Source organism: Verrucomicrobiia bacterium (genome assembly GCA_035946615.1).
GTDB lineage: Bacteria > Verrucomicrobiota > Verrucomicrobiia > Limisphaerales > UBA8199 > DASYZB01.
The window spans coordinates 30,181-54,820 of the sequence record DASYZB010000136.1 but is presented as its reverse complement, the minus strand read 5'-3'; the positions used below and the strand labels follow the sequence as shown (position 1 = coordinate 54,820).

Annotated in this window: 19 protein-coding genes; 11 read left to right on the top strand and 8 right to left on the bottom strand. The window is 57.8% G+C overall.

Going from position 1 to position 24,640, the window contains the following annotated elements:
- Positions 1–22 precede the first annotated feature (22 nt).
- The 3 genes from VG146_19865 to VG146_19855 all read left to right on the top strand — a co-directional run bounded on the left by VG146_19865 (position 23) and on the right by VG146_19855 (position 2,482).
- Entirely contained in the window at positions 23–1,294 is a 1,272-nt protein-coding gene (locus tag VG146_19865; protein ID HEV2394615.1) for an NAD(P)/FAD-dependent oxidoreductase, read from the top strand.
- Between the two features lie 87 nt (positions 1,295–1,381).
- Positions 1,382–1,819, top strand: a complete 438-nt coding sequence (locus tag VG146_19860) for a response regulator (GenBank protein HEV2394614.1) — start codon at positions 1,382–1,384, stop codon at positions 1,817–1,819.
- A 90-nt stretch (positions 1,820–1,909) separates the two neighbouring features.
- The gene (locus VG146_19855) at positions 1,910–2,482 is read left to right on the top strand and encodes a hypothetical protein (protein ID HEV2394613.1); all 573 of its coding nucleotides are present in this window, start codon (positions 1,910–1,912) and stop codon (positions 2,480–2,482) included.
- Here the strand turns inward: VG146_19855 and VG146_19850 are convergent.
- A complete protein-coding gene (locus VG146_19850) occupies positions 2,442–3,407 on the bottom strand; it encodes a ketose-bisphosphate aldolase (GenBank protein ID HEV2394612.1) in 966 nt (321 codons plus the stop codon). The genes VG146_19855 and VG146_19850 overlap by 41 nt on opposite strands.
- A gap of 404 nt (positions 3,408–3,811) precedes the next feature.
- Positions 3,812–5,290, bottom strand: coding sequence for a sigma-54 dependent transcriptional regulator (locus VG146_19845; protein HEV2394611.1), 1,479 nt, complete (start codon positions 5,288–5,290; stop codon positions 3,812–3,814).
- A 429-nt stretch (positions 5,291–5,719) separates the two neighbouring features.
- Between VG146_19845 and VG146_19840 the strand changes: the two genes are divergently transcribed.
- Positions 5,720–7,798, top strand: a complete 2,079-nt coding sequence (locus tag VG146_19840; GenBank protein HEV2394610.1) for a beta-L-arabinofuranosidase domain-containing protein — start codon at positions 5,720–5,722, stop codon at positions 7,796–7,798.
- Between the two features lie 26 nt (positions 7,799–7,824).
- Here VG146_19840 and VG146_19835 read toward each other — a convergent pair whose 3' ends face one another.
- The 4 genes from VG146_19835 to VG146_19820 form a co-directional block, all read right to left on the bottom strand.
- On the bottom strand, positions 7,825–8,001 hold the full coding sequence (locus tag VG146_19835) for a hypothetical protein (protein ID HEV2394609.1): 177 nt from the start codon (positions 7,999–8,001) through the stop codon (positions 7,825–7,827).
- A complete protein-coding gene (locus VG146_19830; protein ID HEV2394608.1) occupies positions 7,998–8,765 on the bottom strand; it encodes a hypothetical protein in 768 nt (255 codons plus the stop codon). The genes VG146_19835 and VG146_19830 overlap by 4 nt, the downstream gene beginning before the upstream one ends.
- A gap of 190 nt (positions 8,766–8,955) precedes the next feature.
- Positions 8,956–9,177 (bottom strand): hypothetical protein, encoded by a 222-nt coding sequence (locus VG146_19825; GenBank protein ID HEV2394607.1) that lies wholly within the window; start codon positions 9,175–9,177, stop codon positions 8,956–8,958.
- Positions 9,178–9,486: 309 nt separating this feature from the next.
- Positions 9,487–13,998 carry an amylo-alpha-1,6-glucosidase gene (locus VG146_19820; protein ID HEV2394606.1) on the bottom strand — a complete coding sequence of 1,504 codons (4,512 nt, stop codon included), beginning with the start codon at positions 13,996–13,998 and terminating at the stop codon, positions 9,487–9,489.
- A 403-nt stretch (positions 13,999–14,401) separates the two neighbouring features.
- On the opposite strand from VG146_19820, the gene VG146_19815 reads away from it, so the two are divergent.
- From VG146_19815 to VG146_19785, 7 genes are all read left to right on the top strand, one after another.
- Positions 14,402–15,259 (top strand): tetratricopeptide repeat protein, encoded by an 858-nt coding sequence (locus VG146_19815; GenBank protein HEV2394605.1) that lies wholly within the window; start codon positions 14,402–14,404, stop codon positions 15,257–15,259.
- A 3-nt stretch (positions 15,260–15,262) separates the two neighbouring features.
- On the top strand, positions 15,263–17,008 hold the full coding sequence (locus VG146_19810; protein HEV2394604.1) for an ATPase, T2SS/T4P/T4SS family: 1,746 nt from the start codon (positions 15,263–15,265) through the stop codon (positions 17,006–17,008).
- 521 nt (positions 17,009–17,529) lie between these two features.
- A complete protein-coding gene (locus VG146_19805) occupies positions 17,530–17,859 on the top strand; it encodes a DUF6370 family protein (GenBank protein ID HEV2394603.1) in 330 nt (109 codons plus the stop codon).
- A 164-nt stretch (positions 17,860–18,023) separates the two neighbouring features.
- Complete coding sequence (locus VG146_19800) at positions 18,024–18,770, top strand: TlyA family RNA methyltransferase (GenBank protein ID HEV2394602.1); 747 nt, start codon at positions 18,024–18,026, stop codon at positions 18,768–18,770.
- Positions 18,754–19,638 carry an NAD(+)/NADH kinase gene (locus VG146_19795; protein HEV2394601.1) on the top strand — a complete coding sequence of 295 codons (885 nt, stop codon included), beginning with the start codon at positions 18,754–18,756 and terminating at the stop codon, positions 19,636–19,638. Before VG146_19800 ends, VG146_19795 begins: the two co-directional genes overlap by 17 nt.
- A 6-nt stretch (positions 19,639–19,644) precedes the next feature.
- On the top strand, positions 19,645–20,691 hold the full coding sequence (locus tag VG146_19790; GenBank protein ID HEV2394600.1) for a LacI family DNA-binding transcriptional regulator: 1,047 nt from the start codon (positions 19,645–19,647) through the stop codon (positions 20,689–20,691).
- A 15-nt stretch (positions 20,692–20,706) separates the two neighbouring features.
- Complete coding sequence (locus tag VG146_19785) at positions 20,707–21,129, top strand: hypothetical protein (GenBank protein HEV2394599.1); 423 nt, start codon at positions 20,707–20,709, stop codon at positions 21,127–21,129.
- A gap of 23 nt (positions 21,130–21,152) precedes the next feature.
- Here VG146_19785 and VG146_19780 read toward each other — a convergent pair whose 3' ends face one another.
- Together VG146_19780 and VG146_19775 are read right to left on the bottom strand one after the other, a co-directional pair.
- Positions 21,153–23,291: a hypothetical protein gene (locus tag VG146_19780; GenBank protein ID HEV2394598.1), complete on the bottom strand. Its 2,139-nt coding sequence runs from the start codon at positions 23,289–23,291 to the stop codon at positions 21,153–21,155.
- Between the two features lie 123 nt (positions 23,292–23,414).
- Positions 23,415–24,611 carry a glycoside hydrolase family 16 protein gene (locus tag VG146_19775; GenBank protein HEV2394597.1) on the bottom strand — a complete coding sequence of 399 codons (1,197 nt, stop codon included), beginning with the start codon at positions 24,609–24,611 and terminating at the stop codon, positions 23,415–23,417.
- Between the last annotated feature and the right edge of the window lie 29 nt (positions 24,612–24,640).

The following is a 24,640-nucleotide window of genomic DNA, read 5'->3' as shown; positions in this document are numbered from 1 at the left end:
TAACGGGGTTTATTGTATTCCCATGAACGATTGCCAGCACGATGCCATTGTGATTGGTTGTGGGCCGGGTGGCAGCAGCGTCTCCACCTTCCTGGCGCTCGCGGGCAAGCGTGTTCTCACTCTGGAAAAAGAAGTTTTCCCGCGCTTCCACATTGGCGAGTCGCTCCTGCCCTGCAACCACACCATCTTTCGGGCAATGGGCGTGCTGCCAAAGTTGCAGGAGGCTGGCTTTCTGCGAAAACTCGCCGCCCGTTTTGAACTCGCCAACGATTCCATCGGCACCAGTATCGTTTTCGGTGAAGGTCGGTTCAATCGCGAGCCGGAGGCAATCCACGTGGAACGCTCGCGGTTCGATCATGTTCTGCTCAAACACGCCCGCGCCCGCGGCGCTGACGTGCGTGAAGGTTGGACAGTCCACAAATTTTTATCAGATGCCGACGGTGTTAGCGTCGAGGCCCGCTCGCCAGACAATCGAAGCCACAGTTTCCGCGCTGCGTTCCTGATTGATGCCAGCGGGCGTGGCAATCTTACCGGCAATCAAGAGGCGCTGCGCGTCATCCATCCACGGCACAAGAAGGTCGCCGTCTTCGGTCAGTTCGCCAACGTTGGTTTGCCCCCCATGGAGGAGCGCACCGAAACTATTATCGTGCGCCTGGAAAACAAATGGTTTTGGATCATTCCACTCTCGGCGCAGAAAACGAGCGTTGGCCTGGTCCTCGACAAGGATGAATTCACCGGTTTCAACGGCACTCCTGAACAAATCTTCCAGTATTGGGTGGACGCCAGCGCGGCTGTCAAAAAACGAATGGCCCAGGCGCGGCTCCTGAACACGATGCAGACCACTTCGGACTTCAGCTATCACAATCGCCGCCTTGTTGGAAAGCGGCTGCTCCGCGTGGGCGACGCCGCAGGGTTCATGGACCCGATTTTTTCGGCAGGTGTTTTTCTGGCCATGTGGTCGGGAAAGCTGGCCGCCGAGACAGTGACCGAAGCGCTCAATCGCGGCGAGTCCGGCGAGCATCGATTTGCGGTTTATGAGAAACGCGTCCGTCGTGGCCTGAGGTTCTATTGGCGCGTCGTGGAGAATTACTATACGACGCCGTTTATGGAGTTATTGCTCCAACCACGAGACCACTACGACGTGCCGTCGGCTGTAATCGCTGTGTTGGCGGGCGAAGTTGAAGGCGGTTGGGCGTTGCGTTGGCGCTTGCGGTATTTCTGGCTGTTGGTAAAAATCCAAGCTCATTGGCCCCTTGTCCCCCGCATTTCCTTTGCCCCAGTGAAGAAAAAATAATAGCTAAGCCCGCCAAAGCCCAACGAAAGCGCATTTTTCCACAGATTTGAACGATGCTCTTGAAAGGCCGTCTAAGAATAACTGGGCATGAGCCGCGCAACAATTCTGCACGTCGATGATGATTCAAACGACGTGGTTTTATTTCAGCATGCCTGCCAGAAGGCCCGTGTCGATTTCAACGTGCATGTTGTGGCCGATGGCGACGAGGCCATCGCGTATTTAAGCGGCCAGAGCGCCTTTTCCGACCGCTCAGCCCATCCGTTTCCACGGCTGATCCTGCTGGATTTGAAAATGCCTCGTGTGAGCGGTTTTGAGCTGCTCTCCTGGATGCGTCAGCAGGCCCAGTTCCGGTGCCTGCCGGTCGTGGTTTTGACTTCTTCAAATCATGAGGAGGACGTCAAGCGCGCTTACGAGCTGGGAGCCAACTCTTACCTGGTCAAGCCGGTGGATTTCAACGCATTGGTGGAGCTGGCCGGTTTGATCCATCAATACTGGTTTACGTTGGATGCGAATCTTGCGTATTGAGCAAGCAGCTTGGCATGGGATGCGCAGGCCCTTAAGACTGGATGCAACTTCCAAAGAGGCTATGATTCGAGCGAAACATCCATTCTCATTATGTTCAGGACGAAGAATTGGGAACCGCTCACGACCGGAAAGCTGGTGGCTTTTGGCGCTGGCTTAGGAGTTTTTTTGTTGGTGTTGTTTCGCTCAGAACCCGGATTTGTATTTCTCGTGGACCACGCGAACCTGGTTTTCCACGAGGCGGGGCACCCGGTCGTTGGCCTGTTCAGCAGCCGTCTGGAGCCGTATGGCGGAACGATGGGCCAATTGTTCTTTCCGGCGGTTTTGGAGGTCGCGTTTTGGCGCAGAGGCCAACCGATAGGCGTGGCGACGTGCGCGATTTGGTTTTGCGAGAATTGGCTGAACATAGCGCGGTATGTTGCCGACGCGCGGCGGATGGAACTGCCGCTGGTGGGCGGCGGCGACCATGATTGGCACACGATCCTTCCGCGATGGGGTCTGCTGGAGTCTGACCAGCGGATCGCGGCAATCCTGAGAACTATTGCCTGGACAGGAATCGCGGCCAGTTGTTGCTGGATTCTGTGGCGCGCCTGGGAGGATCGCTCCCGCTCGCAGTGCCTGAGCGTTAATCAAAGGCATGTCCGGCGCAACACAGGACGTGATTGACTTTGTGCCGGACCAATTCCTTGACACGCGCGCGGGCGGGGCCGAGATACTTGCGCGGGTCGAATTCTTTTGGATTCTCGGCAAAGGCCTTGCGAATGCCGGCGGTCATTGCCAAGCGCAGATCGGTGTCGATATTGACCTTGGTGCAGCCCACTCGCCGGGCCACTTCGATGTCCGGCTCCGGCACACCCGCCGTGTCGGTGCCAAGCTTCCCTCCATACTGGTTGATTTCCTGGACCAGGTCTTTGGGGACACTCGATGCCCCGTGCAGAACCAGCGGGTAATCTCCCAAACCTGCATCCATAAGCGCCTTTTTAATCGCTTTGAGCCGCTCGAGGTCCAGGTGTTGCTCGCCTTTGAATTTGTAGGCGCCATGGGAATTGCCGATAGCGATGGCCAGCGAATCCACTCCGGAGCTCCTGACAAACTCGACCGCCTGTTCCGGGTTGGTGTAATGCCCTTCTTGTGAATAGCTGCCGCCCTCTTCTCCTTCATCAAACTGGGCGCCCACCAAATGGCCCAACTCCCCTTCAACAACGCAATTGTGTTTGTGAGCGTAATCGACGACGCGCCGGCAGATTTCGACATTCTTGGTGAACGACTCGTGGCTGGCATCGATCATGACGCTGGTGAACCCCTCGTCGATGCAGTCTTTGCAAAGTTCAAACGAATCCCCATGGTCCAGGTGAACGGCGATGGGAATGGTCGAGAGGCTCACGGCGGCTTCAATCAGCTTCTTAAGGTAAACCGGATTTGCATAACTGCGCGCCCCTCGGGAAATCTGAAGCATCACCGGGGCCTTCTCCTCTTCGCACGCTTCGACAATCGCCTGAAGGAGTTCCATGTTATTGACATTGAAAGCGCCCAAGGCGTATTTGCCCTTCAAAGCCTTTGCGAAGAGATCTCTGGTATGTGTCAGTGGCATAGGTTTAGCCGTCACTCATGCGCCGGATTGCGCTGACTGGAACCGGGATGATAGGACCCAACCGCGGCAAGGAAAGCAAAAAAGGATACGCCCGGTAAGGCGGGTAAGGCCGTAAGGCAGGAGGCAGCGTCGGCGCGCCGCCCCTCTTCCCTTTGGAGGAGAGGGAGTGATGGCCTGCCGACCAACGCAAACTGATAGCGCGCGCTGCCAGGTTCCCTCTCCCCGTCAGCGGGGAGAGGGTTAGGGAGAGGGGCCTATTCGCTGGTGAAGCTTAAGACTTTCATTGTCGGGTGCAGCGAGTGGAGCCTCCTCTCCCCGACCCTCTCCTACGAGGGATGAGAGGGAAGCGCGCTTTTAGCGCGCAGACAGCATGAGACGCCGCTGTCACAGCGAAAAACCTCCGCTCAGTCGCCTGTCTCTTTGTCATCTCCACCCAATTTGCGATACAGGGTGGCAAGGCTGATCCCCAAAACCAGCGCCGCCTTTTCTTTGTCTCCGTCGCACTGTTGCAGAGCGCGGTTCAGATGCATGTGCTCCTGCTCGCGCATAAAAGTTTTGAGCGGCAGGAAATTCTCAAGCGCTTCCCTTGCGGCGTCCGAGTTGTCTTTGGCCGTGCTGCCGTCGCGCAGCGGGTAGAGAGCCGATTCGGGGACCTCCGGGAGCGCGATGGCCTTTTCCTGCTCCAAATCCGGGCGTATATCCTTCACAGCGGCCACCAGGCTTGGAGGGAGATCGGAGGCTTGAATGACGTCCTTCTCACAGAGCGTTGCGGCGCGCTCGATGGCGTTTTCCAGTTCCCTCACGTTGCCCGGCCAATCATAAGCGCAGAGTATCTCCATCGCCTGGCGGGTAAGCTGCAATGGACGGTCGGTGCGGCTGCCGGCCTTGTCCTTAAGAAAATGCGCGACGAGCAGCGGAATGTCATCCCGCCGCTCGCGCAAGCCGGGTAGCGGAATGGAAATCACATTCAACCGATAGTAAAGGTCCTCGCGGAAAGCGCCCTCTTTGATTTTCTTCTCGAGCGGCTCGTTTGAAGCGGCAACGACACGCACGTTCACATAGACCGGCGTGTTGTCGCCAACCCGGCGGACTTCGCGTTCCTGGAGCACGCGCAGCAGCCGGGTCTGAAGCAACGCGGGCATCGAGCCGACCTCATCCAGGAAAATGGTGCCGCCATCGGCCTCCTGAAAGAGGCCTTTCTTGTCGTTGATGGCGCCCGTGAAGGCCCCACGGCGATGGCCGAACAGTTCCGACTCGAGCAGGTTCTCCGGCAGCGCCGTGCAGTTGATTGGGATGAACGGGGCGAACTGCCTGCGGCTGTTGAAATGCAGCGCCCTGGCCACCAACTCCTTGCCGGTGCCGCTCTCGCCGCGAATCAGAATTGTGCTGTCTGTGTCCGCCACCCTTTCTATCAACCGGAACACCTCGTGCATTTTAGGCGCGTTGCCGATGATTTGGCTGAATTGGTATTTCTTTTTGAGTTCCTTGCGAAGATAAACTGCTTCCGAGACCGCCGCGTTGTAGGATAAGGCGCGTTGAACACACAATTTAAACTCGTCCACCTTGAACGGCTTCTCGAGGTAATCAAAGGCGCCGTTCTTCATCGCCTCTTTGGCTGTCTCGATCGAACCAAACCCGGTAATGACGATAACGACCGCAGGCGGCACCTTTTCCCGCGCCTTCTTGAGTATCTCCAGCCCATGAGCCCGCGTTTTATCCAGATACAGGTCCGTAATGACCAACTCGGGGCCGTGGGCAACCAACGCCGCAATCGCATCATCCCCATTGGTGAAGGGGAAGACTTCATGCCCCTCCTGGCGCAACAGCCCCGCAACCATTTGCACCATGGTCAATTCATCATCCACCAGGAGAACTCGGGCCATGACAATGAGCCTAAAGCAGATCGGCCTTGGCGGGCAAGTCAGTTTAAACGGAACAACAGGCGCACCGCGCAGTGGCGCCCTGGAGTTCGGACATTTTCATAACGATCTCGTCTCCCTTTGTCGGAAACCTTGTCAAAGCCCAACAGCCAGCAGAAAGTTTCTCGGGCGCTTCCGGCCAGGACCAGCGCCTTCTCGTAAACTTTGAGCTCGTGATGAGTGAGCGTTCAGTCCCGGGCTTGACCAAACCGCTCGACAAAGTTTCCGACAAGGTTTCCGACAAACGAAGGCAAAAGGCGACTGGTAAATGTCTAAACTCCAGGCGTCGCGTGGCGACACTCGAAAGCCCGTTCCTTTCGGCGCAGCTTGACGTGCCGGCCAGCGCCCGGTTTAAATGGATACGCGCGGCCAATGGGCTTGAACCGATAAGTTATGCATGAATCTCCTTTTTCCCATACGACACGGAGCCTAATCCTCCCGTTATTGTCCATCCCCGCCTTATGCCTGCAGCCATGCGCCCATGCGGGGTCTGATGCCACACGTGTCGAGGTGGTCGATTGCCCGCCCCTGGTTCGAGACCATTCATTGTATATGGAGAATCGTGAGCCGCTGGTTTCAAGCCCTCTCATCAAGCTCCCGATTGGCGCCATTACTCCAGGGGGCTGGCTCAGAGACCAGCTCGAATTGGAAGCCAACGGCATGACCGGGCACATGGAAGAAATCTCGAAGTGGTGCAATTTCAAAGAAAGCGCGTGGGCCTCACCCAATGGTGAGGGAAAATTCGGCTGGGAAGAATTGCCCTATTGGCTCAAGGGATATGGCGACCTTGGCTATGTGCTCGGGGACGAGCATATCATCCAAAACGCCCGCAAATGGATTGATGCTGTTTTGGCCAGCCAGGAAGCCGACGGCTTCTTTGGGCCGCGCGCCAACAAAACCGGCCTGGAAGGCAAACCCGACCTCTGGCCGCATATGGTGATGTGCAACGTTCTCCAGTCCTTCTATGAATTCACCGGCGACGCGCGGGTGCTGCCGTTTTTGACCCGGTACTTTCAATGGCTGAACACTCTTCCCGGTGAGGATTTCGGCGCCGGTTACTGGCCCAGAATCCGGTTTGGCGACAATATCGAAACTATTTACTGGCTGTACAACCGAACCGGCGAGGGGTGGTTGCTGGACCTGGCCCAGCGAATCCACAACCACATGGCTCGCTGGGATAGCGGGGTCATTAATTGGCATAACGTCAACATCGCCCAGGGATTCCGCGAGCCGGGCGTTTTTTACCTGCAGGCGCATGACCGGAAGTATATCGAGGACGCCGAGCGCAATTACCAGACCGTTATGGGAATTTATGGGCAGTTCCCGGGCGGCGGCTTTGCCGGCGATGAGAATTGCCGCAAAGGTTTTACCGGTCCGCGTCAGGGGTTCGAGACCTGCGGCATCGTCGAGTTCATGCACAGTTTCGAGATGCTCGCCAAAATCTCGGGCGACCCCCGCTGGGCCGACCGTTGTGAGGACCTGGCTTTCAACTCGCTGCCGGCGGCATTGACACCCGACCTGAAGGGACTCCATTACCTGACCTGCGCCAACCAGGTCCAGCTCGACAAAGACAACAAAGCCCCCGGCGTGCAAAATAGCGGCACGATGTTCTCTTATAGCCCCTACGAGGTCTATCGCTGTTGTGAGCACAATGTCTCCCATGGCTGGCCTTATTACGCCGAGGAACTCTGGCTTGCCACCCCGGACCGGGGTCTGTGCGCGTCCCTGTACTCCCAAAGTCGAGTGACGGCTAAGACAGGCGACGGCTCGACCGTGCGCGTGTCTGAAGAAACTGATTATCCGTTTGCGGAAAGGGTCATATTCGTCATCTCCACGGAGAAGCCCAATACCTTCCCGCTGTACCTGCGGGTGCCAGGCTGGTGCCGGAATCCGGAGTTGAGTATTAACGGAAGAACCATTCACACGCCAAACGCCCCGCGCGGCTATCTGCGTGTCGAGCGCGCCTGGCAGCAGGGCGACCGTCTCCGGTTAACATTGCCCATGAGAATCTCGGTTCGGCAGTGGGACAAAAACGATGATTCCGTTTCTGTGAATTTAGGTCCGCTGAGCTTTGCCCTTGATATTGGCGAGCGCTGGGGGCGTTATGGGGGCACCGATCGCTGGCCTGAGTTCGAAGTCTTTCCAACCACACCGTGGAATTACGGCCTGGTCCTCAAGCAGAGGCATCCTGAAAAATCGTTTAAGATAATCCGGCGTAAAGGACCGCTGGCTGCCCAACCTTTCACGCCCGACACCGCTCCAATTGAGCTTCGAGCACAGGCCAGACGTATCCCGGCATGGGTCCAGGATCAAACCGGGTTGGTTGCCAAACTGCAGCCCAGCCCGGTCCGCTCAGACCAGCCTGTGGAAACGGTCACTTTGATTCCCATGGGCGCCGCGCGCCTGCGTATCAGCTCTTTCCCGGTCGTTGGGCAGGGGCCGGAGGCGCACGATTGGGCAACGACGCCGTAAGAATCAATCGAAGCGCCCGGGGCAGCCTAATGGCCCTGCATCATGTCGTTGGGCAGCCCATTCTCCCAGCCCATCGGGGCATTCCAAGGGCGCTCGGAGGCGTTATCGGTATCTTCAGTACTCGCGCACGCGGAAAGGCCAAGAGCCGCCAGGACCAAAAGAAGGAACATCGCCCAACGCGGCTTAAAGAAGAACGTTTTCATGACGACTTGGGGTTTGCGGGGATGACCTGGTCGCCTTCGAGCACTTCTCCGATCTGCCAGCCCGGCTCGACATTGGCGACGCTGCGGTCTTTTTGGACGCTACGCACTTTGACCTTCGCCACGAGCTTGCCGTTGCGATTAACCAGCAACTCGCCTTGTTCGAGAACGCCTTGCTCTTCCCCAACGTTCAGGATGACAAAATTCCACTTGGGATCGGAGGCCACAACTTTCCCATGAAGTCCCGGCGGCAATGGGACAACATATTCGGGCGTTCTATAGATGGCCAGTTCGTTGGTAAGCGCGACAATCCGGCGGCCCAGAGCTTTGTTCTCGCCCATCAAACCTTCGACTTGTTTGACCAGGTCGTTGTATTGCTTCTTGATGGCGAGAATCTGTTCCGGCTTGAGATCGGTGAGTTTGTAGGCCGCCAACTCGGCTTGGGCATCATCGCGCTCCTTGCGGGCCTTGTCTCGCTCGATGGTCACGGTATCAGCCCGCTTTTGCTGCGAAGCGGCCTCTGCGCTCGCCTTGGACAATTCGTCTTTGGTTGAAGCCAGTTCCGTCTGCGTCTGCTTGAGCTGATCGGTGGTCTTCCTGAGTTGGCTTTTGGTGCTGGCGAGCTCGGTTTGAGCCTGCACTTTCATGTTTTTCTCGTTGTCCCGGTCCGCAGCCAGTTTAGTGATTTTGTCTTTCACCATCACAACGTTCAACACGCCCACCGCCAACCCGAAGACAATGGCGAGGATTAGACTGATTCGCAACATGGTAACTTATCGATTAAATGTCTGGCGCAGAATAGGTCCTGACCCCGGCACCTGTCAACGACCGTCTGTCACATACAAATCATGAACGAATTCCGCAGGGAACACAAGCCTTTTGAAAGGGTCAAAGTCCTGGTTTAAATTTGTCACTTCAGCTTCGCGGAAGTGACAAATTTAAACCAGGACTTGACTGTTAGACCGGCAACCGCACGTCGAATTGTTCGTTGTCGAATTTCAATACGATGAAGCAACAGTCGTTAAGACCTTGACGTTTCATCTCTTCCAGCACTTCCCGGATGCTGTGAAATTCCTGGGCCTCCCCGATATTTCCGGACCATTTCCCCAGGCCCGCGTAATACTCAGCCGTATCCCTTTTCTTCAGGAGGCGCTTGATCGGTAATAAACTCTTCTCCATAGAACAACTTCGTCTGGCCCGCGGGCAAGGTCCACTCAGGCAACCCATGGCAGATGCGGCTCTCCAGACCCCGGCTTGGATGCCTTAAAACCCCTCCTTTGTGACCCGGAAGACCTCAACTTGGGCTAAGGGATTCTGTAAGAACAGATTCCCTCTTCGGGCGTTTTCCCACATGATGAATTTGCTGAGTCTTTGCGGCGTGGAGTGTCAGATCGTAGAGCGTTAGGAACCTCGGAGCACTTGCCACGCTCCACGCTCGGCCTTAGCTCACTCAAATCTCAGGACTTGATTTTGCACGGGTCCTAAAAGCTATCCCAAGAGCTTCCATACCCGCAGAGCCTCGGTCGCGGCCCAAGCCTGAGCATCGCAACCCCGCGCCGTATGAGGGGCGTCGCCATCGAGGACTTCCGGAATCTGTCCCAGGCAGCCTTCGGCCATCAGGCCCGCCATGGTTCCCAGGTAGGCCCGGGCCGCGGCCACAGGTTCATCCGCAAAATCCCAGGCTCGCGCGAGCGCCTCGCAAAAGACAGGCAAGGTCCAGGTCCAGGCCGTGCCGTTGTGATACGCAGGTTTTCGCCGCGTGTCCTCATCGCCTTCGTAGCGGTCCCAATAAGGCTCGCGGGGATTATTGAGGAGCTGGCCGTTGTTGCTGTAAATGGGCAGCGGAACCGAAACAGGCAGGGGCGCCAGCGAGCGCATGGCCCCGGGCACAATCAAGTAACGGCGGGCAGCCTCGACACAGCGCCGGGCGCGCTGGCCTGTCACAAGGCCCAAGCTCACCAGGAACAGATTGTTGCTGCGCAAGGCGTCATCGGCCTTGGCTTGTGCGGCCAGTTGGCTGCGCCTGGCCGGCAGCACGTCGGAATAAAAGCCCTGCGCCTCGAGCCAGAAGCGGCTCTCCAAGGCGCTTTGCGCGCGCGCGGCAATTTGCGAAACGGCTGCGCGGCCAGAAGAATCGCCGATGCGGGCGATTTGGCGGAGCAATCGAATCCAAAGCGCCTGGATTTCAACCGGGTAACCCTCGCGTGGGGTGCCCGCTGGGTAATTGGTGTCCATCCAGGTGAAATGAGCCGGGCTCCAAATCAGCCCGGAATCAGGGTCCATGCATATCCCATTGGGAGTGCCGCGCGAGTAATGATCGGCGATGCTCTCGAGCACTTGGCGAAGTGAGCGGCCCTTCTCATCCACGCGGGTGTTATAGAACATTTCGACAGACTCCCCTGAGCCCGAGGCGGCATAGGCCTGGGCAACCTCTTCGCACACCAGGCCAAACCAAAGCGGGGCATCGGAGGTGTCGCGATTCGAGGCGTCTTCGCCAAAGATTGTGTTGGGCAAAGTGCCATCCCGTTCAAAGCGCGCGAAAGTAAGGATGATCTGTTCCACCTCCTGGACCAGACCTGCCGCCAACAAACCGCGCGCACAGATAAAAGTGTCGCGGCCCCAATCCAAAAACCAGGGATAGCCGGCGATAACCGTCTTGCCGGCGCCGCGGCGCACAACGAATGCCCGGATGGCGCGGAGGAGTTTGGCAGCGAATGGGTCCTGGCCCCCGGCTTGCAGTAGAGTCCCTGAGCCGACCGCAGCAGCCGCGTTTTTTTTGAACGATGCCGCGTCCGTGTCAGGGGCTTCGGCCGTGGCCACCAGTACCACCTCAGCGCCTTTGGCCATCGGCAGATCGAACCAGCCTGGGCTGAAAGCGTCTCCAGCGCCCACTTGCCCCCTGCTTTGTTCAATAGGATGAGGAATATTTTCGCTCCACTCCGGCTGCGGATGATAGCAACCGCTGCTGGCGAAAACGCGCAAACGGCGGTCTGGGGCCGGGGCGAACTCGAATCCGGCGAGAGTTACCGGATCGGAGCCTGAGTGGATTTTGGAGCCGGCGCCGTGAATATCTGCAGGATTCTGGACCGACGCGGCGATTGGGCGCGTGTGGGTCGAGAAATGATATTCGCCGCCGCCGTTGCGCCTGGTCTCCCAATGAAAATTGCGGTCCTCGATGTCCAGCCGAACTGTCAGCCGCACGTCGGCGCGGGCCGGCAGTTGTTTGCCTGCCGCCTGAGCCTCTGTGGGACGGCGAAAGCGGAATACGGTTGTATTAAGGCCCTCGGGCATGGCGGCCATCATTTGAATCTCAAGCGACCTGCCGTCGCCGGCAGGAGCGACAAAATCCCACACAGCCGGCGGACCGGGATCAAATGAGGCCAGGCTCCGGAAATCGAGTGGAGAAATAAAGCCGTCGGCATCGACCCAAACACGAATTCTTTTGGCAAAGATATGCCGGTCAACGGGCAGGCTTGGATGTAAGTTGGCGCCCAGGACGCAGTCGTATTTCGAAAGGACCCTGCCCAGGTCCACCCGAAGACGGCCCATGCCGCCCCGGCCATTTGTCAGCAAGACCAGATCGCTGTTGCGCGGCGCGGCGGGTTTCAACATTGGTTTGGCATCCAGGAAGCGAATCGCAGCCTCGATGTGCCGGTCTGGTCCGCCGTAGAGTTCAAGCTGAAGGGTTGCGTTGGCCGCCTTACGGCGCGGCGGGAAACAAACAATGTGGTTTTTCCCCGCTGTAATAGACTCAAGGTTTTCTGTAATTTGCTCCCCCTCGATGTTGAGGGCGGCGCGGAATGGGGCGTTATCTTCGAGCAGCAACCAGTGCCCCGGCGGCACAGGCGTCACCCGCCGGGCATCAAGCCTTGTCCACTGCACCACCGGCGCGAAGCCCTCTTCGTCCATCAGGTGGGCCAAATCCCTGTTTAAAAGAGGCGCGGTTGAAAGTCTGGAAACAGCCCCTAGAAACAGGGCAGGGGAGCGGTCCACCAGAGAAGCGAGGCCAGTCCACTCGAAGCCGCCCAATTCTTCGATCGGCTTCAGGTATGCCAAGGCCTGCAAAGCCCAGGCAGCACGCGCCCTGGCGCGGCGGTACGACTCCCCGCTCAGACCGGCGGGAACGGGCGCCGCCGCCAGGCAGTAGGCGGCTGCCGGCGGCAAGGTCAAGACCGGTTTGGCCTCGGCGCCATCTTTAATCTGCCGATGCTTCTCCCTCTCCCCTTCCAACTCGCCGCGCTGTCGCGTCGTCGCAGCGGGAGGGGAGAGGGGTCCCTCCGTGTCTAGTCCATTCCACGGTCCTCCCAATAGGTCCACCCACTGTGCCGTCGCCTTGAAGAATACTTCCTGTGCAGGCGACAGGCACGTCAGTGTGCCCAACGCAAATTGTTGCGAGCGCTCCACATCGTTGTTGACCACGACCAGCACGGTATCCTTGCCTTCCTCGGATGTGCGCAGCATCGCGCACACGGGTGAATCAAGGCTGCTCAACCGGGTAATGCGCGCGCCGTCGAAGAAGCAAGGATGCTCGGAAAGCAGGCGGCTGAGCTTGGCCAATTCCGGCACGAGGTTCTCCGGGTGAGCCCAATTCATGCCCGTGCTGGCGTGGACATTGATTTTCTCGGTGGCCAGCCATTCGACTCCGCAGGTGAATCCAAACCCGCCGCTGGCGCTCGCCAGGGCGCACAGCCGGTTGCGCAAAAGAGACCAGGCGCGGCCCCGCGCAGCCAGCCGATCGTTATCGTGAGTTTCGCTGAAATGAACCAGGAGGCCGGCACGCCCGCTCTGCTTGATGCTGTGCTCCAGATACGAGGCCACCTGCGCGCCGGAATAATTCTGAAACAGCTCGGAATACGCCCACTGCATCCCTCCTTCGCTCAGCAAGGCTTCAGTGGTTTCCCAGGCCCCGCCCAGGCCTTCGAGCAGGAAGATGGTCTCTGGATATTCCTGCTGCACTCGGGCCACGATATACTGCCAGGCCGGCACAGGCACTTTATAGCCTGCATCGCATCGGAACCCATCGACACCCCGGCGGCACCAGGTAATAAACACCTGCGCCAACTCATCCCAAAGCGCGACGTTCTGGTGTTCCAGCTCGATGAGGTCTTCCCAGGTTACGCCCCACGCTCCCGGGCTGACGAACGTTCCATTGGCCGAGCGCAGGAACCATTCCGGATGCCGCTCCTGCAGGAGCGACCCCCACCCGGTATGGTTGATGACGATATCCAAAAATACCCGCCCGCCGTGAAGATGGGCCGCATAGGTCAGTTCGCGGAACTGGTCGATGCCCGTGGTGCGCCGATCGAACACCACCAGCGCCGGGTCAATAGCAGTCAAGTCCAGGGCCGCATAAGGGCTCCCAAATCGCCCAAACCGCGCGTAAGTCGTCGGTACGGGATTAACCGGGAGCAATTGCAGGATGCTGCAACCGAGTGTCTCAAAGATATGCGGCAACTGTTCGATGACATCCCGTAGTTTCCCAGACGGAGGAATGACGGTATAACCGCTTTCGTCCAGTGGGCCCAGCACCCGTTCCTGATTTTCGTTGTGGGTGCTGGCGAGGGCTTTTGTCCGGCCAAACATTCGCGGAAACGCGCAATAAAGGATATTGGCGGTTCGATAGCGGTCGGGATGGACAGAGATGCGAAAATCAGGCCCTTCCGGCCAATGCTGCCAGCCTGCCGGGTCGAGCAGGTATGCTTTTGCTTTAAAAAAGCCCACCTCGGCCAGCGGCATTTCCAGTGCCCAGCCCGCCTCATCCCGCTTCATGGGAATGTCGCGCCAGGATTCCCCTGCCAAGGGCAACCCACGCGTGTGGGCTTGAAGGATTTCGCGGCGCAAGTGCTCTGCGCGTCCCAGATTCGTGCGCAGGAATGCCTGCCAACCCTCGGATGGGCTGCGTCCCTCACGGTCGCGCAGGGTGATTCGGAGCCGGTCCCCGACAAACCGTTGCCAGGAATCGCCCGGGGCAGGGACCATCAAAGGAACCAGTTGTTGCACTTGTAACCCCGTCCTGGAGAGCGGCCTCGGGCTATTCGGGGCCTTCCAGAAACAGATTAGGATTGGCAGGTTCCCAGCGGAAAGCAACTGCCGCAGTGTAAAATCTGGGCAGACTGTCTGGGAGGAAGCCAATAATCCGGCGGCTGAGGCGTTGCAGCCTGCTGAAGGCCAGTGTGCCTTTGCTTGAGTTTGACGAGTTTAAAGCCAAACCACGTGATAACGGCACAACTGCTGCTGTTCTCAGGCAGTTATGCCGTTCCAAATGCGGGCCGGAGCTCAATGCCATAGAGTTGAGTGCCGCCCGCTGGTGAACTGGCGGGAAGTTTGCTATACGAAAAATGCCCCAGAAGCCGCGTAAGCCGGGTTAGGCAAAACCGGCGCGGTTCTCGGGAAACAAAGTCGCATGACCAGCACATTGAGTCCAGGTGAAGAAGCCCAACTGGCGCAGACGATTGAGATGTTTGAAGTCATCACTCAGTCGCAGCCGCAGGACTATCAATCTTTGGAAATTCTGAAGGAGGCCTATTCGAAGCTGGGGCGTGAACCGGAGGTCGTGGGAACGTCTAAGCGCATTGCCCAAGCCTACGTTCAGATGGGCCAGCTTTCTTCGGCCATCCTCGAGTACGAAACTATCCTCCAACGCTATCCCGACGATCCGGATGTGCAGAAAGCCCTGCAGGAAATCGAAAGCAAGGCCAGCAGTTTTCCCCTGGAAATTCCGCCCGACACCTCGACCATGGCCCGGCGCAACGGCGATACCATTACAATGACCAAGCCGGCCAGCAAACTGGTTCCTGCTTCGGCCGTTGAAATCGAGGATGGCCGCCGCGCGATGCACAAGCTGTTCGTCGATACCAAAACCATTGCCGCAGGCGATTTCGACCTGTGCTGGCCTCAACCCGATTTGCTTGAACCCCCGCGCGCCGTGGTCGAGCCTTTCATCCAGGTCCTGGCGGACAAGGACATTTTGCCTGTGGAAAAATCCTTGAAATTATTGTCCGACAAATCGCGCTTCGCCTACTTGCCGCTCAATTTCTATGACATGGACATGGATTTGGCCCGCACATTTCCAGCCGTTACGTGCCAGCGATGGTGCGTGCTGCCCTTTGACCGCATGAGCAAATCCATCCTGGTTGCCACAGCCAATCCATTCAACCAGCAGGCCGGCAAGGAGCTGGCCGCCGCTTCCGGACAGCGCCTGCTGTGGTATTTGGTGCCGCCGTCCGAACTGGTCAAAAACATCCACAAGGCATTCCGCTAAGCCATGCCACCTGTCAAGACATTCGGAGAACGGATCGCTGACGTGCTGGTCGAGGACGGCCTGCTAAGCGCCCAGCAGGTCGAGGAATTGCTGGAGCAGCAGAAGAAGGAAGGGACCCGCCTGCTCAAACTCCTTTTGGAGAAGGCATACGTCAGCGAGCAGGATATGGCGATCTCGATGGGCCGGGTGCTCAATGTCCCCCCGATTAACCTGGCCCGCATCAGCATCCCGCACGAAATCGCCGAGTTGCTCCCTCGAGAGGTGGCCTATAATTATAAAGTCGTCCCGGTCTCACGACTCGATGGCAAAGTATTTCTGGCCATGGCCGACCCGCTCAACGTGCTGGCCATTGATGATGTCCGCCGGATTACCAAGCTGGAAGTTGGGCCGCTCATAGCCTCTGAGAAAGCGATTCTGGATAAGCTCAACGGCATCGATGCCACCAAGAGTGGCAGCATGGAAGACATCATCAAGGAGAGCGTCCAAAACGCCGAGAAGGAGGAAGAAGACGAGAAGATCGAGGTCTCGAGCAACGTGGGCGTCGCCGAGGAAGTAAACCTGGACCAGTTGGCCGCATCGAGCGAAGAGGCCCCCGTCATCAAACTGGCCAACCTCATTCTGGTCCAAGCGGTCAAAGACCGCGCCAGCGACATCCATATCGAGCCCTTCGAGAAGGGCCTGCGCTTGAGGTACCGCATTGACGGTGTACTGATGGATGCCACGGCGCCGCCCAAGACAATGCAATTAGCGCTGGCCTCCCGTTTCAAGATCATGAGCAGCCTCGATATCGCCGAGCGCCGGCTCCCCCAGGACGGGCGCATGCGGATTCGGGTTGGGGGCAAAGATTATGATTTGCGCGTCTCGATCATGCCAACTGTACATGGCGAGAAGATCGTGCTGCGGTTGCTCGATAAATCCAACCTCTCAGCCAGCATTGACAAGCTCGGCCTGGATTCCGACACCTTCGCCCAGTTCAAGGCGGCCGTGGACGCGCCGCACGGGTTGATCCTGGTGACCGGCCCCACTGGCTCCGGCAAAACCACGACTCTCTACTCGGCCCTCAATGAGCTCAATAACCCGATCTACAACATCATCACGGTCGAGGACCCGGTCGAATTCCAGCTCGCCGGCATCAACCAGGTGCCAGTCAAAAAGGAAATTGGGCTCACCTTTGCCAACGCGTTGCGCTCGATCTTGCGCCAGGACCCGGACATCATCATGATCGGTGAAATCCGCGATACCGAGACGGCGGAAATCGCCGTCGAGGCAGCGCTGACAGGCCACCAGGTCCTCAGCACGATGCACTGTAATGACGCCCCCGGCGCCATCGCGCGCCTGGATGATATGGGCATCGCGCCATTCCTGATTTCTTCTTCGGTCATCCTGGCCTGCGCCCAGCGGCTCATGCGCAGAATCTGCTCGCATTGCAAAGAGCCAGTCACCTACCCGACCAAGATGTACCAGGACCTGCTCATCGATCCGAGCATCTTTGACGGCACCACTCTTTACCGCGGCCGGGGGTGCGAGCGTTGCAAGAACTCCGGCTATGGCGGGCGCTTGGCAATTATCGAAGCAATGAGTGTGTCGGATGACATCCGCAAGCTGATCATCGCGCGGGCCAATTCCAGGGAATTGGGCAAGGTGGCCATCGGCCAGGGAATGCGCACATTGCGCATGGTCGCCCTGGACCGGGCGCGCGATGGTGTTTCCACTCTCGAGCAAGTACTGGTGCTGACATCGTCGCATTGACGTGAGTCCCCTGGAGCTTGGACATTTAGCAAGGCGCGTTTTGCCTTCCTTTGTCGGAAACTTTGTCGAGTGGTTTGGTCAAGCCCGGCTGATCGCTCACGCATCACAAGTTCAAAGGTTACGCGGCGGTTTGCTGCCTTATCGGCGGTAAAAGCGGCGGTTTATTTGGACCTCTACCAGAGGGCGCTTCCCCTTTGGCGCGGGGAGCGCTGAAGGCCGAGAGCCTCTTGAGCCGAGTGGTTGCCATGCTCAGCAGGTTCTGAGCTTCAGCGAGGTTGGGCTTTGACAAGTCTCCGACAAAGTTTCCGACAAAAGGAGATCAGGTCGTTATGAAAATCTCCAAACTCCACACCCAACGCTGTAGCGTTGGGCTATTGTCGGATGTCCCTCCGGGACAGCCAGTTCACTGCTATGCGCCCGGGGACGGCGCGCTCCGCCGAAAAGCGTCACCGCGCCCTTGCGTTGAACAAAAACTTGGCTACATTGTCCATAAATCGTCAGCAAAATTAATAATGTGTATTATGAAAAAAATGCTTCTCACGGGTATTGCGGGCCTGATGCTTTTTGCCCTGGCCACGCCAACGTTCGCTAAAGACAAGGAAGTCACTATCTCGGGGACTGCCAAGTGTGCCAAGTGCGCGTTGCACGAAACCACCAAATGCCAGACGGTCATCCAGACCGAAGGCAAGAACGGCAAAACCATTACCTATTACCTGGTCGCCAATGACATGGCCAAAGCGTTCCACGAAAACGTATGCCAGGAACCCAAAAAGGTAACCGCGACCGGCACGGTTAAACGGGTGGATGGCAAGCGCGAGTTAACGGTCACCAAAATCGACCTCGAAAAGTAGCTTCCGCGGTCACACCGCTTATTTCGGCCCGCAGCCCGGAGCAGGTTCCGGCTGCGGGTTTTCCTTTTACCTCGGGATGAAAGCGCTATACCTGGGGCGCGCAATAGACACAGAACACGTGATTCCGGTTCGGAGTTCTGCCGCGTGTGTCCTCAGTAACGGAAATGAAACTCAGGCTGGACCAGGCCCTGATGGAGCGCGGACTCTGCGAAAGCCGCGAAAAGGCCGGGCGCGCCATTTTGGCAGGAGAGGTGCGAATCAACGGCCAAACAGCCGGCAAAGCCAGCGCGCTGGTGTCCCCACAGGACCGGCTTGAACTGGAGGCGCCCGAAAAGTTTGTCAGCCGCGGGGGCTACAAACTCGAACGCGCGCTGGACTATTTCGGGATTGATGTGAAAGGGACAACGGCCCTGGATGTGGGAGCCTCGACAGGCGGTTTTACAGATTGCCTGCTTCAGCGCGGCGCAATCAAGGTGTACGCCATCGACGTGGGCCGGGGCCAACTGGCTTGGAAATTGCGCCATGACCCTCGAGTCGTGGTGATGGAAAAAACAAACGCCCGTGAGCTGACTCTCGCCAGTTTCCCCGGCTCCTGGACTCCTGCCACCCTGGCGGTCATGGATTGCTCATTCATCTCCTTGCGTAAAATCATCCCGCCTGTAGTTGCTTTGTTGCCACCCTCCGCTAGAATCGTCGCACTCATCAAACCGCAGTTCGAGGCCGGCAAAGCCGAGGCCGACCGCGGGGCGGGTGTGATTCGCGACCCGGCCATTCATGAGCGGGTCCTGCGCGAGTTGCAGGATTTCGTTTCCGCTCAATCGGGCCTGCTTTGGCGGGGCGCGGTTGAATCGCCCATAACAGGCCCGGCCGGCAATAAGGAATTTCTGGCACTGATTGAAAAAACTGGCTGATAGCATCAAGCGCGTGGGGCTGCTGGGCAACAGCGAAAAGGTTTCAGGCGCTGGAGTGGTCGCCGAGGCCGCCCGGCTCATCGAGGCTGCCGGGCGGAAGGTCTATAGCGAGCCGATTACCGCCCGGTGGGCCGGAATCGACGCCAAGCTCTGCCCGGATGTTGCAGCGCTGACCCGCAAAGTGGACCTGTTGCTCGTCTTCGGCGGCGACGGGACGATGCTGAGAGCAGCGCGCGAGATCGCCGGGTCGCAAACGCCCATTCTAGGGGTCAACATCGGGAGCCTGGGTTTTCTCACGGCCACTCCTTCCAACGAGCTGGGCCAGGCACTGGACCGGGTTTGGAACAACGAATTCACTTTTGAAGACCGGCTGCTGCTCGAGGCCCAAGGGCGCTGTCACAAACGGTGGGTTGCCCAAACGGCGCTCAACGATATCGTGATCAGCCGCGGCATCACGTCGCGCCTGATCGAGCTGGATGTCCGGGTCGATGGAGCCCCGCTCACCCGGTACAGGTGTGACGGACTCATTATTTGTTCGCCTACGGGGTCCACTGCTTACTCTCTGGCGGCGGGCGGGGCGGTTGTTTTTCCAACCGCAGACGTGCTGGAGATTACGCCGATCTGCCCCCACACGTTATCGAACCGGTCTTTGATCCTGCCACTAACGGCTAAGATCGAAGTGATGGTTATCAGCCGAAAACCCGCAACCATCCTCAGCGCCGATGGCCGGGTAGTCAGTAAACTGCGTGCGGACGATCTGCTAACCATCAGCCGCAGCCGGCACAGCGTCCGATTGGTGCACCTGGCGGGGACCTCGTTCGCCGACACGCTGCGGCGCAAATTGCACTGGCGTGGAGCCACCCTCTGAAAACATATGGTCCGGCTTAAAGACATAGCGCAGCGAGTTGGGGTTTCATTGATGACCGTCTCGAAGGCCTTGCGCGATGAGCCCGATGTCTCGACGCCGACCAAGAACAAGATAAAGCTGGTGGCCGAGGAAATGGGGTATGTGCCCGATTCCAGCGCTCAGGGCCTGCGCACCCGGACCACAAAGCTCTTTGGGCTCATCATTCCCTCGCTGGCCAATCCAATTTTCTCGAGGATTATCCTCGCCATTCAAGAGCGCGCCTACGACCTGGGCTATGATGTCATCCTGGCGTACACCCTGAATCTTCCCGAGCGCGAGGAGGCTTGCATTCGCCGGTTCCTTTCCAGGCGCGTCGATGGCCTGTTTATCTCGCCTGTCTATCGGATTGGCAGCGAAGCCCGGATATATCAGGAGTTGCTGGCTCGCAAGGTGCCCACCGTCATTTTGGGTCATACGGCGCCGTTCTGCGCCTCGTTTGTGAATGTTGAAACCGACGACCTTCACGCCGGTTACAACGTCAGCCGGCACCTCATACAGCTCGGACACAAACGAATCGCCTTTCTCGCCGGGCCGCCTTCCAATCCATGGTCACAGGAGCGTTTCGAGGGCTACCGCCGCGCGCTGCGGGAGGCCGGAAGGGATGTCGAGGACAGGTTGGTTTTTCATGCCGGGCGCACAATGGAAGATGGGGCTCAGGCGGCGCACCAAATGATCCACGAGGGTTGCGAGGCGACAGCTATCCAGGCAGTCAACGATCTTGTGGCGGCGGGTTTTGCAGAGGTTCTTCTAAAGCAAGGCATTAAGATACCCCAGGACATCTCCATTACCGGCTTCGGAAACACCATGCTCAGCGAATACTTCCAGGTCCCCCTGACTACCGTCAGCCAGCCCAAACACCGACTGGGATCGGCTGGGGTCGATTCCATGGTCCAATTGCTCCGTGGAGGGCGGCCCGAAGCCAAGCGGCTGGCAGCCGAACTGATCATCCGTGCCAGCAGCGGCACTCCACCTGCTACACCAGCCTTACAGCGTTTAAAAACGCTCAATAAATGATTAACGAATGACATTATGAAGCGACTCATCACGATTATGCTGGTTGTCCTGGGCGTCGCGGGTGTCCTGTGGGTGGCTAAGGGTTGGACACTCAAACGCGCGGATGCAAAAGTAGCCAAATTCAACGCTGACTGTGACACCCTGATTCTGGGAATTCAGCAGTACCGGGAGTTCACCGGCAGTTACCCCACCGGCAACAATGCCCAAATCACCAAAGCGCTCCTGGGCCAGACGGAGAGGAAGGTGCTCATCCTGGCCGTCCGCCGCGCTGACCTCAATGACAAGGGCGAAATCGTCGATCCCTGGGGAACCCCGCTGCGCGTGTATTTCTCCAATGACGAGGTGTTGATCCGCTCGGCTGGGCCAAACAAGGCCTGGGAAGACAGCGCCATCGGCACTGCCGACGATCTTTACCGCTGCGCCGGGAAAGAGAAGTAAAGGAAAGCTCGACGCTCGAAGGATCACCTGACCTTCCTCAGAGCGGCGCTATTCGGCAATGCCTGACGAGCGAGCCGAAGCAGCTCCAGACGTTCCGAGAAAAGGAATGGATGAGTCTGATGGATTAGTTTTCCCGATCCGTCGTAAAACTTAAAAGCTGCCTCGTTACATTCAAAGCATACGATCAGGCTCGCGTATTCCTTTGCTCGCCAGGCGCGGAAAACAATGACCGGTTGCCATTCACAACTGCTCGCCACACCGATACCGTTTTTGTCCGTCAGAAGAGCTGATGTAAACTCGTGCGCAGATTCTTCATCAAGTGTGTCGCCGCGCGTAACCAATTCGTAACCTTCGATCATGGAAATTCCTGGCTTTGACGAGGAATCGAACGGGTCCGGCCTGATTTCAAAAACCTCCAGCTTGTCAGAGCCCCGCAGCATCTTGATTTCGCTCAAGCCAAGGAACTCCACCAATTCTTCCAGTGGATGTGGCCCGAAGGCATAGGCCAATTGACGAACGGGATTAACAATTTCGGGACTAACGATTCGCCTCGGGGACCTTGACCGCAACAGGCTCAACTTATCCGGATTATAGTTTGGAGAGTTGGTGAAACTGGCCAACCGAAGCGCCATTAGGTGCAGGATGTCCTGCTGCAACGGGAGAAAGCCACTCAGGCTCAGGACGGCCATGGCATTTGTGAGCACTTTGCCATTGAAATACGTAAAACCCTCACCAATACGTGAGTAATCACCTGACCCCATGACCGAAATTACCTGAGCTTTGTCAGGCAAGGTTGACTGCAATAGTTGGGGTATTATGTCGCTTGACGGCCATGTAACCTTCGCCTGCAGAAGAAAAAGCGCATGATCGGGTAAAGCCTCAGGCAGACGCAGCCGATGGATCAACTCACCAATGCTCGGCGCGAGGCGCTGACGCTCCTGCTCGTAAACCTGTTTCCACTCTTGCTGTCCTTCCGGCGTTGCGAGGTCCTCCTCTCGCGCGGGTGGGACTGCGTCGAGGCCGGACAGCACCTCCAATCGTATGTCCCCAGTGCCGCAAATAGCCATAAGGCGGAGACCGCGCCTTCCTTGGGCCAGACGTTCCACTTGCGCTGGTTCAAATGGCAAATCGAGCCGGAACAAATGGGAGACCCCTGCCCACGGAATATCCCGCGCTATCTCCTTCATTGAATTCGCTACGGCGGTCGGGTCATTGAGATTATCGCAGATAAGGATACATTGGGGCCGATTGGTCCCCAGTTTCTGTTGCAAATCCTTCCAGGCGTCGCGGACGAGTCCTGCCGCTTGAATCCTTGTAGCGGTCACCTCCCCGTCGGAGAGCCTTCGCGTGGCCGAGACAAAAACTGGAGGCGCGAAATCTGCCGCCTGCCTGATCGTAATCGGTTCAGGGCCGGACATTCCAATTCGAGCCATTGTATCAGAGTCTGGCAACCACCAAGCTTCGAGCAGTTGGCCGGTTGTAGCGAGAAAGTTGATTTGAGTTTCCGGGCGCGTCCGACCTGGCGTTTCCAAAATCGTTGAGTCAATCGGTCCTAGTCCTACCATTAACTTGATCTTCTTTCGCGAGATCAGTTCACCATAAAAGTGCAGGTCCCTGGGGAAATTGCGGCCTCCGTTTCGCACTGGATACGCATCCATCATGTCATCATGGACATTGAACCGATAAACCTGCTGAATCCGGTTTGCCGGGTAAGAAAGCAGACGCAGCACCTCGAGAGCGCGGTTGGTCGCGCCTGCCACCGTTAGTGTCAGGACCTCGTTTGTCAGGTGACGCAGGATCAGGCTGGCCGGGCCTTTATCCTCGAACAGATCCCTGCGACGAATCGTTTGCAGCAGGCCTTGGCGAAATTCATATTCGCAACAGCTCGCCTGGACTCGCGCCGAAGGATGGGTGGATTCTCCCTCTAGCATGACCGAAGCATTGGCGAAGGACTCTTCCGGCAAAAACCCGCTGCCCGTCAGGGCTCGGGAAACTTTTTGTGCGCGCTGGAGCAAAGCCGTCGCAGCCAGATTGCTGTACGTGTCCGAGGTAGGTCCGGAAAGTCCCTGGCCTTCAGCGTTGAATGTCCTGAGGGCGAGCAGAACGACCGCCACTACACAAGGGAAACGACCTTCGGGGCTTGCAGGGGTAGTCGCATGCATGAGCCGAACCTACCCCTGCCCCGCGCCGGCGCAAGGTCTTTTCAGGCCACATGGCTTTCAAGCTGCCGGCGCAACAAGTCAGGCCTGATTTACCGTGCCAGAGCCGCAGTCAGTCAGAAGCCATCAATTCCTTTGTTGATAAACCCGAACATAGTCAAGGTACATATCGGCAAGGCCATGATAGCGCGACAAATCAACCGGCCAACCGCCACCGGTCGCGAGATTGATCAAAAAGAAGAATGGATTTTCTTTGGAGAGCGGCAGCGTTAGGTGTCTCCCCACTTCGATATTATCGCAATAGTAGATGGTGTCCGTCTCGGTAACCTTGCAGCCGTAGAGATGGAATGTCTCGAACCAGGTCGAGGGAATGCCGAACTTGCGCATGCGAATCGGATTGTGCATCGCCTCGAAGGCCTTTCTTTCAAGGGCCTTGCCGGGCTCTCCCTGGTCCCAGGCGTGAGGAGAAATCATGTAGGCGTCGAAAGCGTTTGGCTCGTGAGGACCTTCGCCTCCATAGGCCTCGATGATATCCAACTCGTCGCATGGAACTTTCTTACCTTTGACCTGCTCGGTCATATAGTCCGTCAGCAGCCAAAAGGCCGGCCAGGTGCCGATGGCATTGGGACCAATGAACCGGCATTCGAAATAGCATGGGGCCCTGGCCGTAATGCCGCTGGCGTCGTTCTTCATTGAGGAAATCAAGCCGGCGCTGTGCAATTTATCGCTAGCCCGGATGCGGAGATAGGAATCGACCTGCGCAAAGGGATTTTTAGGTGAATCGTAGCTGGAGAAGGTGTGCTTGCTGAAATCCTGCCAGCCGCCCGGGGGCTTGTGATCATAGTAGGTGGCCTTCCTGTCTGTGCTCGAAATAGAGAGTGGTCGATCAAAATCGTCAGCAAAGACCAGGGCCATGCCTTTTGCCGCCGGTGGCGGCTCCTTGGGCAACCCCTCGTTCCAGGAAACGCCGCCCTTATTATAAAGCTGAAGATAGCAGTTATCCTGGGCGGTGCTATTCTGGCCGCTGATTCTCACCGTGACGGGGCCATGAGGATACTGGCCGGCGGGAAACACGAACGAGCCATGGCCCTTTTCATCCAGGACCACAATAGCAACCGTGGCATCGGACCCAAAGCCGCTGCCTTGCTTCCAGCATTTGACTGTGAGGCTCTTGAAGCCTGGCGCATCAAGGGTGACGGTGGTGTCTCCTTTCACTTCTGAGCAGTACTCCGGTGAGGCCACTGCCACCTCGGATGAAGCGGCCGCGCTCACAGAGGCCACCTGAGAAGTCAGCAGCAAGGATATGAGTGCTAAGAACATCATGGCCCATCGGGCAGGATTTATCCAGGCGT

Coding starts and splice junctions, on each gene's coding strand:
- VG146_19805 (HEV2394603.1), top strand. CDS start 17,530: ATGAAAAAAATGCTTCTCACGGGTATTGCGGGCCTGATGCTTTTTGCC.
- VG146_19800 (HEV2394602.1), top strand. CDS start 18,024: ATGAAACTCAGGCTGGACCAGGCCCTGATGGAGCGCGGACTCTGCGAA.
- VG146_19855 (HEV2394613.1), top strand. CDS start 1,910: ATGTTCAGGACGAAGAATTGGGAACCGCTCACGACCGGAAAGCTGGTG.
- VG146_19835 (HEV2394609.1), bottom strand. CDS start 8,001: ATGAAAACGTTCTTCTTTAAGCCGCGTTGGGCGATGTTCCTTCTTTTG.
- VG146_19830 (HEV2394608.1), bottom strand. CDS start 8,765: ATGTTGCGAATCAGTCTAATCCTCGCCATTGTCTTCGGGTTGGCGGTG.
- VG146_19775 (HEV2394597.1), bottom strand. CDS start 24,611: ATGATGTTCTTAGCACTCATATCCTTGCTGCTGACTTCTCAGGTGGCC.
- VG146_19815 (HEV2394605.1), top strand. CDS start 14,402: ATGACCAGCACATTGAGTCCAGGTGAAGAAGCCCAACTGGCGCAGACG.
- VG146_19865 (HEV2394615.1), top strand. CDS start 23: ATGAACGATTGCCAGCACGATGCCATTGTGATTGGTTGTGGGCCGGGT.
- VG146_19850 (HEV2394612.1), bottom strand. CDS start 3,407: ATGCCACTGACACATACCAGAGATCTCTTCGCAAAGGCTTTGAAGGGC.
- VG146_19785 (HEV2394599.1), top strand. CDS start 20,707: ATGAAGCGACTCATCACGATTATGCTGGTTGTCCTGGGCGTCGCGGGT.
- VG146_19860 (HEV2394614.1), top strand. CDS start 1,382: ATGAGCCGCGCAACAATTCTGCACGTCGATGATGATTCAAACGACGTG.
- VG146_19790 (HEV2394600.1), top strand. CDS start 19,645: ATGGTCCGGCTTAAAGACATAGCGCAGCGAGTTGGGGTTTCATTGATG.
- VG146_19845 (HEV2394611.1), bottom strand. CDS start 5,290: ATGGCCCGAGTTCTCCTGGTGGATGATGAATTGACCATGGTGCAAATG.
- VG146_19825 (HEV2394607.1), bottom strand. CDS start 9,177: ATGGAGAAGAGTTTATTACCGATCAAGCGCCTCCTGAAGAAAAGGGAT.
- VG146_19840 (HEV2394610.1), top strand. CDS start 5,720: ATGCATGAATCTCCTTTTTCCCATACGACACGGAGCCTAATCCTCCCG.
- VG146_19810 (HEV2394604.1), top strand. CDS start 15,263: ATGCCACCTGTCAAGACATTCGGAGAACGGATCGCTGACGTGCTGGTC.
- VG146_19780 (HEV2394598.1), bottom strand. CDS start 23,291: ATGCATGCGACTACCCCTGCAAGCCCCGAAGGTCGTTTCCCTTGTGTA.